Source organism: Cupriavidus sp. TMH.W2, assembly GCF_050847365.1.
GTDB lineage: Bacteria > Pseudomonadota > Gammaproteobacteria > Burkholderiales > Burkholderiaceae > Cupriavidus.
In genome coordinates this window covers 3,419,056-3,431,376 of the sequence record NZ_CP193792.1, presented here as the reverse complement: position 1 = coordinate 3,431,376, position 12,321 = coordinate 3,419,056, and the positions used below count along the sequence as shown (strand labels likewise).

At 64.4% G+C, this 12,321-nt stretch carries 16 protein-coding genes; 15 read left to right on the top strand and 1 reads right to left on the bottom strand.

Annotated features, from left to right (window positions below; all coding sequences use genetic code 11):
* The first annotated feature begins 178 nt into the window (after nucleotides 1–178).
* The 14 genes from hisC (at nucleotide 179) to ACREYQ_RS15680 (ending at nucleotide 9,882) form a co-directional block, all read left to right on the top strand.
* Nucleotides 179–1,279: a histidinol-phosphate transaminase gene (gene hisC / locus ACREYQ_RS15745; RefSeq protein WP_432258481.1), complete on the top strand. Its 1,101-nt coding sequence runs from the start codon at nucleotides 179–181 to the stop codon at nucleotides 1,277–1,279.
* 4 nt (nucleotides 1,280–1,283) lie between these two features.
* Nucleotides 1,284–1,871 carry an imidazoleglycerol-phosphate dehydratase HisB gene (gene hisB, locus ACREYQ_RS15740; protein ID WP_013958203.1) on the top strand — a complete coding sequence of 196 codons (588 nt, stop codon included), beginning with the start codon at nucleotides 1,284–1,286 and terminating at the stop codon, nucleotides 1,869–1,871.
* A 92-nt stretch (nucleotides 1,872–1,963) separates the two neighbouring features.
* Complete coding sequence (locus ACREYQ_RS15735; protein ID WP_115660975.1) at nucleotides 1,964–2,587, top strand: YchE family NAAT transporter; 624 nt, start codon at nucleotides 1,964–1,966, stop codon at nucleotides 2,585–2,587.
* Nucleotides 2,584–3,237: an imidazole glycerol phosphate synthase subunit HisH gene (hisH, locus tag ACREYQ_RS15730; RefSeq protein WP_432258480.1), complete on the top strand. Its 654-nt coding sequence runs from the start codon at nucleotides 2,584–2,586 to the stop codon at nucleotides 3,235–3,237. The genes ACREYQ_RS15735 and hisH overlap by 4 nt, the downstream gene beginning before the upstream one ends.
* Before the next feature lie 155 nt (nucleotides 3,238–3,392).
* The gene (gene hisA, locus ACREYQ_RS15725) at nucleotides 3,393–4,139 is read left to right on the top strand and encodes a 1-(5-phosphoribosyl)-5-[(5-phosphoribosylamino)methylideneamino]imidazole-4-carboxamide isomerase (RefSeq protein ID WP_010812327.1); all 747 of its coding nucleotides are present in this window, start codon (nucleotides 3,393–3,395) and stop codon (nucleotides 4,137–4,139) included.
* 70 nt (nucleotides 4,140–4,209) lie between these two features.
* Nucleotides 4,210–4,980 carry an imidazole glycerol phosphate synthase subunit HisF gene (hisF, locus tag ACREYQ_RS15720; RefSeq protein ID WP_432258479.1) on the top strand — a complete coding sequence of 257 codons (771 nt, stop codon included), beginning with the start codon at nucleotides 4,210–4,212 and terminating at the stop codon, nucleotides 4,978–4,980.
* Nucleotides 4,981–4,982: 2 nt separating this feature from the next.
* Entirely contained in the window at nucleotides 4,983–5,387 is a 405-nt protein-coding gene (gene hisI / locus ACREYQ_RS15715) for a phosphoribosyl-AMP cyclohydrolase (RefSeq protein ID WP_432258478.1), read from the top strand.
* Nucleotides 5,384–5,755, top strand: a complete 372-nt coding sequence (locus tag ACREYQ_RS15710; RefSeq protein ID WP_432258477.1) for a phosphoribosyl-ATP diphosphatase — start codon at nucleotides 5,384–5,386, stop codon at nucleotides 5,753–5,755. Before hisI ends, ACREYQ_RS15710 begins: the two co-directional genes overlap by 4 nt.
* Nucleotides 5,756–5,817: 62 nt before the next feature.
* Nucleotides 5,818–6,207 carry a DUF4870 family protein gene (locus ACREYQ_RS15705; RefSeq protein ID WP_432258476.1) on the top strand — a complete coding sequence of 130 codons (390 nt, stop codon included), beginning with the start codon at nucleotides 5,818–5,820 and terminating at the stop codon, nucleotides 6,205–6,207.
* A 63-nt stretch (nucleotides 6,208–6,270) separates the two neighbouring features.
* Nucleotides 6,271–6,627: a histidine triad nucleotide-binding protein gene (locus ACREYQ_RS15700; RefSeq protein ID WP_432258475.1), complete on the top strand. Its 357-nt coding sequence runs from the start codon at nucleotides 6,271–6,273 to the stop codon at nucleotides 6,625–6,627.
* 150 nt (nucleotides 6,628–6,777) lie between these two features.
* Nucleotides 6,778–7,008: a Sec-independent protein translocase subunit TatA gene (gene tatA / locus ACREYQ_RS15695; RefSeq protein ID WP_115212784.1), complete on the top strand. Its 231-nt coding sequence runs from the start codon at nucleotides 6,778–6,780 to the stop codon at nucleotides 7,006–7,008.
* A 93-nt stretch (nucleotides 7,009–7,101) separates the two neighbouring features.
* Nucleotides 7,102–7,608 carry a Sec-independent protein translocase protein TatB gene (gene tatB, locus ACREYQ_RS15690; RefSeq protein WP_432258474.1) on the top strand — a complete coding sequence of 169 codons (507 nt, stop codon included), beginning with the start codon at nucleotides 7,102–7,104 and terminating at the stop codon, nucleotides 7,606–7,608.
* Nucleotides 7,609–7,748: 140 nt separating this feature from the next.
* A complete protein-coding gene (gene tatC, locus ACREYQ_RS15685; RefSeq protein ID WP_432258473.1) occupies nucleotides 7,749–8,546 on the top strand; it encodes a twin-arginine translocase subunit TatC in 798 nt (265 codons plus the stop codon).
* Between the two features lie 244 nt (nucleotides 8,547–8,790).
* Nucleotides 8,791–9,882, top strand: a complete 1,092-nt coding sequence (locus ACREYQ_RS15680; RefSeq protein WP_432258472.1) for a porin — start codon at nucleotides 8,791–8,793, stop codon at nucleotides 9,880–9,882.
* A 463-nt stretch (nucleotides 9,883–10,345) separates the two neighbouring features.
* Here ACREYQ_RS15680 and ACREYQ_RS15675 read toward each other — a convergent pair whose 3' ends face one another.
* Nucleotides 10,346–11,539, bottom strand: coding sequence for a Do family serine endopeptidase (locus ACREYQ_RS15675; protein ID WP_432258471.1), 1,194 nt, complete (start codon nucleotides 11,537–11,539; stop codon nucleotides 10,346–10,348).
* Between the two features lie 19 nt (nucleotides 11,540–11,558).
* Here ACREYQ_RS15675 and ACREYQ_RS15670 point away from each other — a divergent pair, with 19 nt between their 5' ends.
* Nucleotides 11,559–12,305 (top strand): Nif3-like dinuclear metal center hexameric protein, encoded by a 747-nt coding sequence (locus ACREYQ_RS15670; RefSeq protein ID WP_432260430.1) that lies wholly within the window; start codon nucleotides 11,559–11,561, stop codon nucleotides 12,303–12,305.
* Nucleotides 12,306–12,321: the final 16 nt, after the last annotated feature.

The window sequence follows — 12,321 nt, the reverse complement described above, 5'->3', positions numbered from 1 at the left end:
CGTAACCGCATTGCCGTGCCCTTAGTCGAACGTCGTCCCCGCGCAGGCGGGGACCCAGCGGCTTTATCCCCGCAGGGGATGTGAAAGACGCTGGATTCCCGCCTGCGCGGGAATGACGGTTGAAGGTGTCAGTAGCAAGAACGCCGTTAGCCGCCCCCATGACTTTAGAGGAAGCTCCATGTCAGCAGTAGACCCCTCCCTGATCGAACGCATCATCCGTGACGACGTGCGCGCCATGGGCGCCTACCACGTGCCGGATTCGCACGGTCTGGTCAAGCTCGACGCCATGGAGAACCCGTACCGGCTGCCGCCCGCGCTGCGCGAGCAACTGGCCGCACGCCTGGGCGAGGTGGCGCTGAACCGCTACCCCGTGCCCAGCAGCGAGGCGCTGCGCGCCAAGCTCAAGAGCGTGATGCAGGTGCCCGCCGGCATGGACGTGCTGCTGGGCAACGGCTCGGACGAGATCATCAGCATGCTGGCGCTGGCCGCGGCCAGGCCCGGTGCCAAGGTGATGGCGCCGGTGCCGGGCTTTGTCATGTACGCGATGTCGGCGCAGTTTGCCGGCCTGCAGTTCGTGGGCGTGCCGCTGCGCGCCGACTTCACGCTGGACCGCGCCGCCACGCTGGCCGCGATGGCCGCGCAGCAGCCCGCCATCATCTACCTGGCCTACCCGAACAACCCCACCGGCAACCTGTTCGACGCCGCCGACATGGAGGCCGTCATCCGCGCCGCCCAGGGCGAGGTCTGCAACAGCCTGGTGGTGGTGGACGAGGCCTACCAGCCGTTCGCCCAGCAAAGCTGGATGCCGCGCCTGGCGGAGTTCGGCAACCTGCTGGTGATGCGCACCGTGTCCAAGCTGGGCCTGGCCGGCATCCGCCTGGGCTACCTGGCCGGCGCGCCGGAATGGCTGTCGCAGCTGGACAAGGTGCGACCGCCCTACAACGTCAACGTGCTGACCGAGGCCGCCGCGCTGTTCGCGCTGGAACACGTGTCCGTGCTGGACGAACAGGCCGCGCAACTGCGTGCCGAACGCTCTCGCGTGGCCGATGGCATGGCCGCGCAGGCCGGGGTCACGGTGTTCCCCAGCGCCGCCAACTTCCTGCTGGCGCGCGTGCCGGATGCCGCACAGACGTTCGACCGGCTGCTGGCCCGCAAGGTATTGATCAAGAACGTGAGTAAAATGCACCCGTTGCTGGCCAATTGTCTGCGCGTCACGGTCAGCACCCCTGAAGAAAACGCGCAGTTCCTTGAGGCATTCGCAGCGTCGCTGCAGGATTAACACCATGCGTGTTGCAGAGGTCACCCGCAATACTTCGGAAACGCAAATTCGCGTTTCCCTGAATCTCGACGGCAGCGGCCGCCAGAAACTGGCGTCCGGCGTGCCGTTCCTTGACCACATGCTGGACCAGATCGCCCGGCATGGCATGTTCGACCTGGAGGTCGAAGCCACCGGCGACACGCATATCGACGACCACCATACGGTGGAAGACGTGGGCATCACGCTCGGCCAGGCCGTGGCGAAGGCCATCGGCGACAAGAAGGGCATCACCCGCTACGGCCACAGCTACGTGCCGCTGGATGAATGCCTGTCGCGCGTGGTGATCGATTTCTCCGGCCGCCCCGGCCTGGAGTTCCACGTGCCGTTCACGCGTGCGCGCGTGGGCAGCTTCGATGTGGACCTGACCATCGAGTTCTTCCGCGGCTTCGTCAACCATGCGGGCGTGACCCTGCATATCGACAACCTGCGCGGCATCAATGCCCATCATCAGTGCGAGACCGTGTTCAAGGCCTTTGGCCGGGCACTGCGCATGGCGGTGGAGCTGGATCCGCGCGCGGCCAACACGATCCCGTCGACCAAGGGTACGCTCTGACCTTGACACCACGGTAGGCGTGCCGGCTGGTTGCGGCGCCCGCTGACCTTCCAAGTCTGAACCTGGCCAGCGACGCTGGCGACCCGCAACCAATGGATACGCTCAAGTCGTTTATCTCGCTGCTGGCGCTGATCAACCCGATCGGGGCGATCCCGTTCTTCATCAGCCTGACGACGCAGCAGACCGAAGCGGAAAAGCGGCATACCATCAAGATTGCGTCGATTTCTGTGGCGATCGTGGTGGCGGTGTCGGCGTTGCTGGGGCAGCAGATCATCGAGTTCTTCAATATCTCGGTGGCCTCGCTGCAGGTGGGCGGCGGGCTCATCATGATCATGATGGCCATGAACATGCTGAACGCGCAGACCAGCCGCACCAAGGCCACGCCGGAAGAAGAGGACGAGGCCGAGGCGCGCTCGAGCATCGCGGTGGTGCCGCTGGCGCTGCCGCTGCTGACCGGGCCGGGCTCGATCAGTACGGTGATCGTCTATGCGGGCAAGACCCAGCACTGGTACCAGTTGCTGATCCTGGTCGGCATCGGCGTGCTGCTGGGCTCGGTGGTGTACCTGGTATTCCGCGCGGCCGACCCGATCGCGCGGGTGATCGGGCGCACCGGCATCAATATCGGCACGCGCCTGATGGGGCTGATCCTGTCGGCGCTGGCCGTGGAATTCATTGTGGACGGGCTGAAGACATTGTTGCCTGTTTTGAAATCATGACTACCATAGCAATTGTGGATTACGGCATGGGCAACCTGCGCTCGGTGGCGCAGGCGCTGCGTGCCGCGGCGCCGGAAGCGGACGTCCGGGTGGTGGATGCTCCCGAAGGCATCCGCTCGGCGGACCGCGTGGTGCTGCCCGGCCAGGGCGCGATGCCCGACTGCATGTCGGCGCTGGGCGCGTCCGGGCTGCAGGAGGCGGTGTGCCAGGCCGCCGCCAGCAAGCCGATGCTGGGCGTGTGCGTGGGCGAGCAGATGCTGTTCGAGTTCAGCACCGAAAGCCGCGCGGGCTCGGACCGCACGCCGGCGCTGGGCCTGATGCCCGGCCAGGTGGTGCGCTTTGCCCTGGACGGCATGACGCAGCCCGACGGCTCGCGCTACAAGGTGCCGCAGATGGGCTGGAACCGGGTGCGCCAGGCCCGGCCGCATCCGCTGTGGGACGGTATCCCGGACGACAGCTGGTTCTATTTCGTCCACAGCTACTATGTGCAGGCGCAGGATCCGGCCCATGTCGCCGGCGAAACGGAATACGGAGTCGTGTTTACCAGCGCCGTAGCGCGCGATAATATTTTCGCGACGCAGTTCCACCCCGAGAAAAGCGCGGCCCTGGGCCTGCAGCTGTACCGGAACTTCGTCCACTGGAATCCCTGAAGCGCCGGCTTGCCGATACGCGATTCGCTTTTTTACCGATGATCGACCGCTACCGACCCGTCACTTGACCCGTTTCCGATCGACTATCGACCCGACCTGACCGGCACGCGCCGGTCTCGCTCAATCTCTATCACTCAACCACGCTCGTCACGCATATGTTGCTCATTCCGGCCATCGACCTGAAGGACGGTCAGTGTGTACGCCTCAAACAAGGCGACATGGACCAGGCCACCGTCTTTTCCGAAGATCCCGCCGCCATGGCACGCCACTGGGTGGAGCAGGGCGCCCGCCGCCTGCACCTGGTGGACCTGAACGGCGCGTTCGTGGGCAAGCCCCGCAACGAGGAGGCCATCAAGGCCATCATCGCCGAGGTCGGCGACGAGATCCCGGTGCAGCTGGGGGGCGGCATCCGCGACCTGAACACCATCGAACGCTGGCTGGACGACGGCCTGTCGTACGTCATCATCGGCACCGCCGCGGTGAAGAACCCCGGCTTCCTGAAGGACGCCTGCTCGGCCTTCGGCGGCCATATCATCGTCGGCCTGGATGCCAGGGACGGCAAGGTGGCCACCGACGGCTGGAGCAAGCTGACCGGCCACGAGGTGGCGGACCTGGCGCGCAAGTATGAAGACTACGGCGTCGAGGCCATCATCTACACCGACATCGGCCGCGACGGCATGCTGCAGGGGATCAATATCGACGCCACCGTCAAGCTGGCGCAGTCGATGTCGATTCCGGTGATCGCCAGCGGCGGGTTGTCCAACCTCGCCGATATCGACAACCTGTGCGCGGTTGAGGGCGAAGGTGTCGAAGGCGTCATCTGCGGCCGCGCGATCTACTCCGGCGACCTCAATTTTGCCGCCGCGCAGGCGCTGGCGGACAAGCTGCGCGACGGGCAATAAGGCAACGGCGCCGCGGGGCGCAGCCGCCTGGCCGCTGCCCGCACGGCAGCGGTGGCGGACAAGGAATCTCATGCTAGCCAAACGTATCATTCCCTGCCTGGACGTGACCAACGGGCGGGTGGTCAAGGGCGTCAACTTTGTCGAGCTGCGCGACGCGGGCGATCCCGTGGAAATTGCGCGCCGCTACGATGAGCAGGGTGCCGATGAAATCACATTTCTGGACATCACCGCGACCAGCGACGGGCGTGACCTGATGCTCCACATCATCGAGGACGTCGCCTCGCAGGTCTTTATCCCGCTGACGGTGGGCGGCGGCGTGCGCACGGTCGAAGACGTGCGGCGCCTGCTCAATGCCGGCGCCGACAAGATCAGCGTCAACTCGTCCGCCATCGCCAATCCGCAGCTGGTCTCGGATGCCACAGCCCGCTATGGCTCGCAGTGCATCGTGGTGGCGATCGACGCCAAGCGCTGTTCCGCCCCGGGCGAAGCGCCGCGCTGGGAGGTCTTCACCCACGGCGGGCGCAAGGCGACCGGGCTCGATGCCGTCGAATGGGCGCGCGAGATGGCGACGCGCGGCGCCGGCGAGATCCTGCTGACCAGCATGGACCGCGACGGCACCAAGAGCGGCTTCGACCTGGAGCTGACCCGCGCGGTCAGCGACGCGGTGCCGGTGCCGGTGATCGCCTCGGGCGGCGTCGGCGGCCTGCAGGACCTGGCCGACGGCATCACCCAGGGCCGCGCCGATGCGGTACTGGCCGCCAGCATCTTCCACTACGGGCAACATACCGTGGGCGAAGCCAAGGCATTCATGGCCCGCGAGGGCATTCCCGTGCGGATCTGATCATGGCAAAGAAGTGGCTCAACAAGGTCAAGTGGGACGATAACGGCCTGGTGCCGGTGATCGTGCAGGAAGTCGGCTCGAACGACGTGCTGATGTTCGCGTTCATGAACCGCGAGGCGCTGCAGCGCACCGTGGAGCTGGGCGAGGCCGTGTTCTGGTCGCGCTCGCGCAAGCGCCTGTGGCACAAGGGCGAAGAGTCGGGCCACGTGCAGAAGGTGCACGAGCTGCGCCTGGACTGCGACGAAGACGTGGTGCTGCTGAAGGTGACGCAGGTGGACAGCATTGCCTGCCATACCGGGCGCCATTCCTGCTTCTTCCAGAAGTTCGAGGGCGACGTGGAATCCGGCGACTGGCAGACAGTCGAGCCGGTGCTGAAGGACCCTGCCCAGATCTACACCAAGCCATGAGCGACACCTCACTCAGCAGCAACGATGTCCTGGCGCGCCTGGCCGAAGTGCTGGAATCGCGCAAGCCCGCCAACGGCGGCGACCCCGACAAGTCCTATGTGGCGCGCCTGTTCAGCAAGGGCGACGACGCCATCCTGAAGAAGATCGGCGAGGAGGCCACCGAGACCGTGATGGCCGCCAAGGACGCGCGCGCCGCCGGGCAGACCGGCGCCGAGGCCGGCAAGGTGGTCTATGAAGTCGCCGACCTGTGGTTCCACAGCATGGTGTTGCTGGCCAACTTCGGCCTGACGCCGGCTGACGTGGTCAATGAACTGGCGCGGCGCGAAGGGCTGTCCGGCCTCGAGGAAAAGGCCCGGCGCAAGGACTAATTGGCCCAGGCGCCGGGCGGTCTTCCGCCTGCCGCAAGACAGGCATCCAACCAAGGGCGAATATGGCGAACGACTACACCGCGCAACTCACCACTCCCAGCGGCGAACAGCTGAGCAGCCTGCGCAAACTGCTGCACATCCTGTATGCCCTGTATGCGATCTTCTGGCTCACCGGCGGCATCACCGCGCTGATCGCCATCGTGATCGACTACGTCAAGCGCGACGACGCACGCGGCTCGCTGTATGCCTCGCACTTCACCTGGCAGATCCGCTCGTTCTGGTGGTCGGTGGTCTGGGGCGTGCTGGGCGGGGTGCTGTTTGCGACAGTCGTGCTGATGCCGCTGGCGTTTGCCGTCTGGGGCGTGCTGTCGCTATGGATGCTGTATCGTATCGTCAAGGGCTGGCTGTACCTGAATGACAGCAAGCCGATGTACCCGGATCAACAGTTCTGATGCGGGGCAGGCCGGGCGCGCGAAGTTGATGCCGGGTGCCGCGGCAGTCGCAATGAAAACTTCATGAACACTCAGGATAATTGCATCTTCTGCAAGATCGTGGCCGGCCAGCTACCGTCGCGCAAAGTCTATGAAGACGCCGACATGGTGGCTTTCCACGATATCCATCCCAAGGCCCCGGTACACTTGCTGGTCATTCCCCGGTCGCATGTCGACTCGCTGGCCGATTGCGGCGCCGGCGAAGGGGAGGTGCTTGCTAGAATGATGCTGAAGGTGCCTGAACTGGCGCGCGCGGCAGGCTGTTCCAACGGTTTCCGGACGGTGATCAACACTGGTCCGGACGGTGGACAGGAGGTCTACCACCTGCATCTCCATGTGCTCGGTGGACCGCGCCATGCGTGGAAGGGACCGCTGCCCTGACCGGGGCAGCCTTGGCATGGGAGCGCCCGTGGCGGCAACGCCCGGGCAGAAGCTGCGCCGGCAACCGTCGCCCGGCGCGGCCATAACGGGACGGAACAACGGGTCCGGGCATATATATGAGTGCGCCCGCGGCTTCATCAGGAGCAAGAAATGGGTTCGTTTAGCATTTGGCACTGGCTGATCGTGCTGGTGATCGTCATGCTCGTGTTCGGCACCAAGAAGCTGCGCAATATCGGCCAGGACCTGGGCGGCGCGGTCAAGGGCTTCAAGGACGGCATGAAAGAGGGCGAGGACAAGGCGGCCCAGCCGGCCCAGTCGAAGGAACTGCGCGACTCCACCACCATCGACGTCGACGCCAAGGAAAAGTCCCGCCAGCAGTGATCCGGCGGTGTGCCCTCCCAACGCAAACCTCGCTGCCTGCGTGTCGTCCCGCGCCTGCGCTTTTTTGGCATGTTGTCCGCATGATGTGTCCGCATGATTGATCTCGGCATTTCCAAGCTGGCGCTGATCGGCGCCGTGGCACTGATCGTGATCGGTCCCGAACGTCTGCCCAAGGTCGCGCGCACGGTCGGCGCGCTGGTGGGCCGGGCGCAGCGCTACATCAACGACGTCAAGGCCGAAGTCAGCCGCGAAGTGGAACTGGAAGAACTGCGCAAGATGCGCACGGAATTCGAGGACGCCGCGCGCGATGTCGAGCGCACCATCCACAAGGAAGTCAGCGAGCAGACCCAGGCGCTGAACGAAGCGCTGGGCGGTGCCGAGGCAACCGGCAGCGGCACTGGCGCAAGCGGCGGCTTCGTGCCCAGCTGGGACGCGGCCCACAAGGCGCACAACGGGCGCAAGAGCTGGCGCGTCAAGCAGGGTGCCCGCCCGCTCTGGTTCAAGCGCCAGCACAATGTCCGCGTCTGGGTGCAGTCGGGGGCGGCGCGCGTCAAGCGCCACCGTCCGGCCACGCGGCCGGCCCGATCCTTCTTCGAGTGAGCATGTTCTGCGGCAACACCTTGCCGGCCGTCGTTCCGGCCGCTGCCGTCGTGGTCGCAGTCCTTGCCGCACTCGCGCGCCGCCGCATTGCGGCTTCACCGATCCACCTTGCCAGCCCCCGCGGCTGAGCGGTTCACGCCATGAGCGACACCCGGTCCACAGATCCCCAAGACCCGCAAGACGAGTCGCAGCAGGAAACCTTTATTTCCCACCTGATCGAACTGCGCCAACGCCTGGTCAAGGCGGTGGCCGGCATCATCCTGGTGTTCGTCGGCCTGGTCTACTGGGCGCCGCTCATCTTCAACCTGTTTGCCGCGCCGCTGATGGCGTCGCTGCCCAAGGGCGGCAGGATGATCGTGACCGACGTGACCGGCTCGTTCTTCGTGCCGATGAAGGTCACCTTGCTGGTGGCCTTCCTGGTCGCGCTGCCGTGGGTGCTGTACCAGGTCTGGCAGTTTGTCGCGCCCGGCCTGTACCAGCATGAGAAGCGCCTGATCCTGCCGCTGGTATCGAGCAGCTACGTCCTGTTCCTGTGCGGGGTGGCGTTTGCGTATTTCCTGGTGTTCCCGACCGTCTTCCACTTCATGGCGCACTACAACGCGCCGCTGGGGGCGGACATGTCGACCGACATCGACAAGTACCTCAGCTTTGCCATGACCATGTTCCTGGCCTTCGGCATCACCTTCGAGGTGCCGGTGGTGGTCATCGTGCTGGTGCGCTTCGGCGTGGTGGAACTGGACAAGCTCAAGCAGATCCGCCCCTATGTGATCGTGGGCGCCTTCATCATCGCGGCCGTCGTGACGCCGCCCGATGTGCTGTCGCAGCTGCTGCTGGCCGTGCCGCTGGTGGCGCTTTACGAACTCGGGCTGATCATGGCGCGCTTTGTCGGCCGCCCGGCACCTGACGTGGCCGCTTCAGGGGAAACCCAGCCCGATTAAACCCGCTGAGGTAGGTCTTTCCTGTCCAGCTAACCCCTGTTTTTGCACCAAAATGGGGATTTTTTGGGGTATTCCTGTTGCTCCCCGACAACAAAAACCGCCAGTAAGCATGGTTTACGCCGAAAAAGCCTTCTGACGGCCGGGGGGGCTGGCCCATAATACGCAGCAGACGTGAACGTAAATGCGTCGCCCAAGCACTTGGGCAACCAAGATTTCCCAATCAGTTGACAAGGAAAGTGTCGATATGAAGATGAAACTGTTTGCTGCTGCCGTCGCCGCTCTGGCCGCTGGTGGCGCTTATGCCCAGTCGAGCGTAACCCTGTACGGCGTTGTTGACGCTGGTATCGAATTCCAAAACAACCAGCCTGGTGGTGATCACACTGTGACCCGCATGACGTCGGGCAACCAGTCGGGCAGCCGTTGGGGCCTGCGTGGCGTTGAAGACCTGGGCGGCGGCCTGAAGGGCGTCTTCGTGCTGGAAAGCGGTTTCAGCGTTGACGACGGCAAGATGGGTCAAGACAGCCGCCTGTTCGGCCGTCAAGCATACGTCGGCGTGAGCAGCCAGTGGGGTCAACTGACCCTGGGTCGTCAACAGACCCCGTTCTATGAATTCGGTCTGCAGTTCGATCCGATGGCCATTGCGTCGAAGTACTCGATCACCTCGCAGGACGCAGCCTTCGCTAGCCGTGCTGACAACTCGATCAAATATGTCGGTACGTTCGGTGGCCTGACCGCCAACGCCCTGTACAGCTTCGGCTCGAACACTGGTGGCGCAGCAAGCGCTTTCCAAGGTAACGCTGGTGAAGTTCCGGGTTCGGCAAAGATCGGTCGTGAATACAGCCTGAGCCTGACCTACGCTGGTGGCCCGTTCGCTATCGGTGCCGTCTACGACGAAACCAACCTGGGCATTCTGGCTACGCCGGACGCCAAGACCCGCCGCGCTTCGGTGGCAGGTTCGTATGCCTTCGGTCCGGCCAAGGCATTCGCTGGCTACCGCTGGGCTAAGGGTTACGATGTGGGCGGCGTGATCCCGGGCGTGATCGCTGGCAACAAGAACTCGTCGAACCTGTACTGGCTGGGTCTGGGCTACCAAATGACCCCCGCGTTCTCGCTGACCGGCGCGGCTTATTACCAAGACTTCCGTGGTTCGGGCGCCGATCCGTGGACCTTCGTCGCAACGGCTGACTACGCTCTCTCGAAGCGTACCGACGCTTACCTGTCGATGAGCTACGCCAAGAACAAGGAAAATTCGAATCTGGGCGTGGACGGCTTCGGCAAGACCAACGCTTCGGACAACCAGTTCGGCGCCGTGGTTGGTATCCGTCACAAGTTCTAAGCTGACGCGAGCGCCAGCTCGCATCAGATTGGCTTGAAAAACGCCGGCATCCGCAAGGATGCCGGCGTTTTCTTTTGTGCGACCGGGGTATGGAGGGAACGGCTGGCTGATTCCGGAAGTTGCTTTCGCCGCAAATGTGGACTTCGGCGTGCACGGGCGCGATGCCAGGGCCGACAGCCGATGAAACACCTGCTTGCGCAGCGTCGAAAACCACCTCGCCTTCACGTACCGCAAAATGCGAACCCATGCCGAAACACTGCGACTGGCGCGCCGGGCGTGGACGGGGAGATTGGCACGGGTGAAACGATCTTCGCCGAAGTGTAGGCCGTTGCCATCGCCATAGCGCGGCCCGTCATCTTGCGTGACTGAGGCGCCCGGCATCCGGATGCCAGCCACTACATCAGGCCATAAAAAACCCGCCATGTTTGGCAGGTTTTCGCATCGGCCTGGCAACGCGCCGGCGTTACTCTTCCTCTTCGAGCGGCAGCGCGCGGCGCGGCGGCGGAGGCCGTTTGCCGATCGTCACCGTCAGGTCCGTCGGCTTGCCGCGGCGGATCACGGTCATCTTGATGCCCACGCCCGGCTTGAGCTGGGCAATCGCATTGAGCAGCGCAGTCGTGTCCGTGATCGACGAGCCATCCACCTTGGTCAGCACATCGCCGGGCTTCACGCCTGCCTTGTCGGCCGGCCCGCCCTGGACCACGGCGGCGATCAGTGCGCCTTCCTTGGCATCGAGCCCGAAGGACTCGGCGATCTCCGGCGTCATGTCCTGCGGCTCGACCCCGATCCAGCCGCGCGTCACACTGCCGGTGGAGATGATCGATTCCATCACCTGCTTGGCGGTCGACACCGGAATCGCAAAGCCGATCCCCAGCGAGCCGCCCGAGCGCGAGTAGATCGCCGTATTGATGCCCAGCAGGTTGCCCTGTGCATCCACCAGTGCGCCGCCCGAGTTGCCAGGGTTGATGGCCGCATCGGTCTGGATGAAGTTCTCGAAGGTGTTGATGCCCAGGTGGCTGCGGCCAAGCGCCGAGACGATGCCCATCGTCACGGTCTGGCCGACGCCGAACGGGTTGCCGATGGCCAGCACCACGTCGCCGACCTTCACATTCTCGAGCCGGCCCAGGGTGATCGCGGGCAGGTCCTTGAGCGTCACCTTGAGCACGGCCAGGTCGGTTTCCGGGTCCGAGCCCACCACCTTGGCGTTGGCCTTGCGGCCGTCGGTCAGCGCGATCTCGATCTCGTCGGCACCGTCGACCACGTGGTGGTTGGTTAGAATGTAACCCTCGGAGCTGACAATGACGCCGGACCCCAGGCTGGAGACCGGCTCTTGCCGCTCAGGCAGGCGGTCGCCAAAGAAGAAGCGGAACCACGGATCCTCGGCCTGCGGGTTGGGCGAGCGCTTGTTGCCGTTCTTGCTCGTAAAGATGTTGACCACCGCCGGCATGGCCTGCTGGGCGGCTTGACTGTAAGACCCTTCGGCCGCGGGACCGGACACGTTGGGCACAACTTCCTTGAGCGCCACGATGGGCGAACCGGACTGGACCGCGACGCGCCCCCTCTGCAGCCATTCAGGCTTGAGCGTTGCCACGACGAACCAGACCGCCAGCACGACGGTGACAGCCTGGGCAAAGAACAGCCAAAAGCGCCGCAACATATTGGAGTTTGAGCAGAAAATGAAAACAAAAGAGCTTGAATTGTACTTGAACGACCTGTTGGAAGTTCCCCGCTACAAGGACTATTGTCCCAACGGGCTGCAAGTGCAAGGTCGCGCTGAAGTCACACACGTGGTGACCGGTGTGACGGCAAGCCTGGCGCTGGTCGACGCGGCGATCGAGGCGGGCGCCGACGCCATCCTCGTCCATCACGGCTACTTCTGGAAAAACGAAGATGCACGCGTGGTCGGGCAGAAGTACGCGCGCTTGAAGCGCCTGCTCGGTGCCGACGTCAATCTGTTTGCCTACCACCTGCCGCTGGACAACCACCCGGAGTTCGGCAACAACGCCCAGCTTGGCCTGCAGCTCGGCTTTACCCCCACTGGCCGCTTCAGCGACGACCAGCTTGGCTGGACCGGCACGCTGCCCGCGCCGATGCCGCTCTCTGCGCTGGCTGCGCACGTCGGTGGCGTGCTTGGTCGCGAACCGCTGGCCATCGGCGAGCCTGACCAGATGATCCGCACCGTGGGCTGGTGCACGGGCGGGGCGCAGGGCTATTTCGATGCCGCGATTGCCGCTGGTGTCGATGCCTACCTCAGCGGCGAAGTCTCGGAGCAGACCACGCATCTGGCGCGCGAGAGCGGCGTCGCGTATCTCGCCGCAGGACACCACGCCACCGAACGCTACGGCATCCGCTCACTGGGTGAGCATGTGGCCGAACGCTTTGGCCTGCGTCATACCTTTATTGATATTCCAAATCCTGTCTGATCTGACGCAAAACAAA

Excerpts from the sequence above, each read along its gene's own strand:
- ACREYQ_RS15735 (WP_115660975.1), top strand. The coding sequence starts at position 1,964 with ATGGATACGCTCAAGTCGTTTATCTCGCTGCTGGCGCTGATCAACCCG.
- hisA (WP_010812327.1), top strand. The coding sequence starts at position 3,393 with ATGTTGCTCATTCCGGCCATCGACCTGAAGGACGGTCAGTGTGTACGC.
- tatA (WP_115212784.1), top strand. The coding sequence starts at position 6,778 with ATGGGTTCGTTTAGCATTTGGCACTGGCTGATCGTGCTGGTGATCGTC.
- hisC (WP_432258481.1), top strand. The coding sequence starts at position 179 with ATGTCAGCAGTAGACCCCTCCCTGATCGAACGCATCATCCGTGACGAC.
- hisI (WP_432258478.1), top strand. The coding sequence starts at position 4,983 with ATGGCAAAGAAGTGGCTCAACAAGGTCAAGTGGGACGATAACGGCCTG.
- hisB (WP_013958203.1), top strand. The coding sequence starts at position 1,284 with ATGCGTGTTGCAGAGGTCACCCGCAATACTTCGGAAACGCAAATTCGC.
- ACREYQ_RS15700 (WP_432258475.1), top strand. The coding sequence starts at position 6,271 with ATGAACACTCAGGATAATTGCATCTTCTGCAAGATCGTGGCCGGCCAG.
- tatB (WP_432258474.1), top strand. The coding sequence starts at position 7,102 with ATGATTGATCTCGGCATTTCCAAGCTGGCGCTGATCGGCGCCGTGGCA.
- hisH (WP_432258480.1), top strand. The coding sequence starts at position 2,584 with ATGACTACCATAGCAATTGTGGATTACGGCATGGGCAACCTGCGCTCG.
- ACREYQ_RS15680 (WP_432258472.1), top strand. The coding sequence starts at position 8,791 with ATGAAGATGAAACTGTTTGCTGCTGCCGTCGCCGCTCTGGCCGCTGGT.
- ACREYQ_RS15710 (WP_432258477.1), top strand. The coding sequence starts at position 5,384 with ATGAGCGACACCTCACTCAGCAGCAACGATGTCCTGGCGCGCCTGGCC.
- hisF (WP_432258479.1), top strand. The coding sequence starts at position 4,210 with ATGCTAGCCAAACGTATCATTCCCTGCCTGGACGTGACCAACGGGCGG.
- tatC (WP_432258473.1), top strand. The coding sequence starts at position 7,749 with ATGAGCGACACCCGGTCCACAGATCCCCAAGACCCGCAAGACGAGTCG.
- ACREYQ_RS15670 (WP_432260430.1), top strand. The coding sequence starts at position 11,559 with ATGAAAACAAAAGAGCTTGAATTGTACTTGAACGACCTGTTGGAAGTT.
- ACREYQ_RS15675 (WP_432258471.1), bottom strand. The coding sequence starts at position 11,539 with ATGTTGCGGCGCTTTTGGCTGTTCTTTGCCCAGGCTGTCACCGTCGTG.
- ACREYQ_RS15705 (WP_432258476.1), top strand. The coding sequence starts at position 5,818 with ATGGCGAACGACTACACCGCGCAACTCACCACTCCCAGCGGCGAACAG.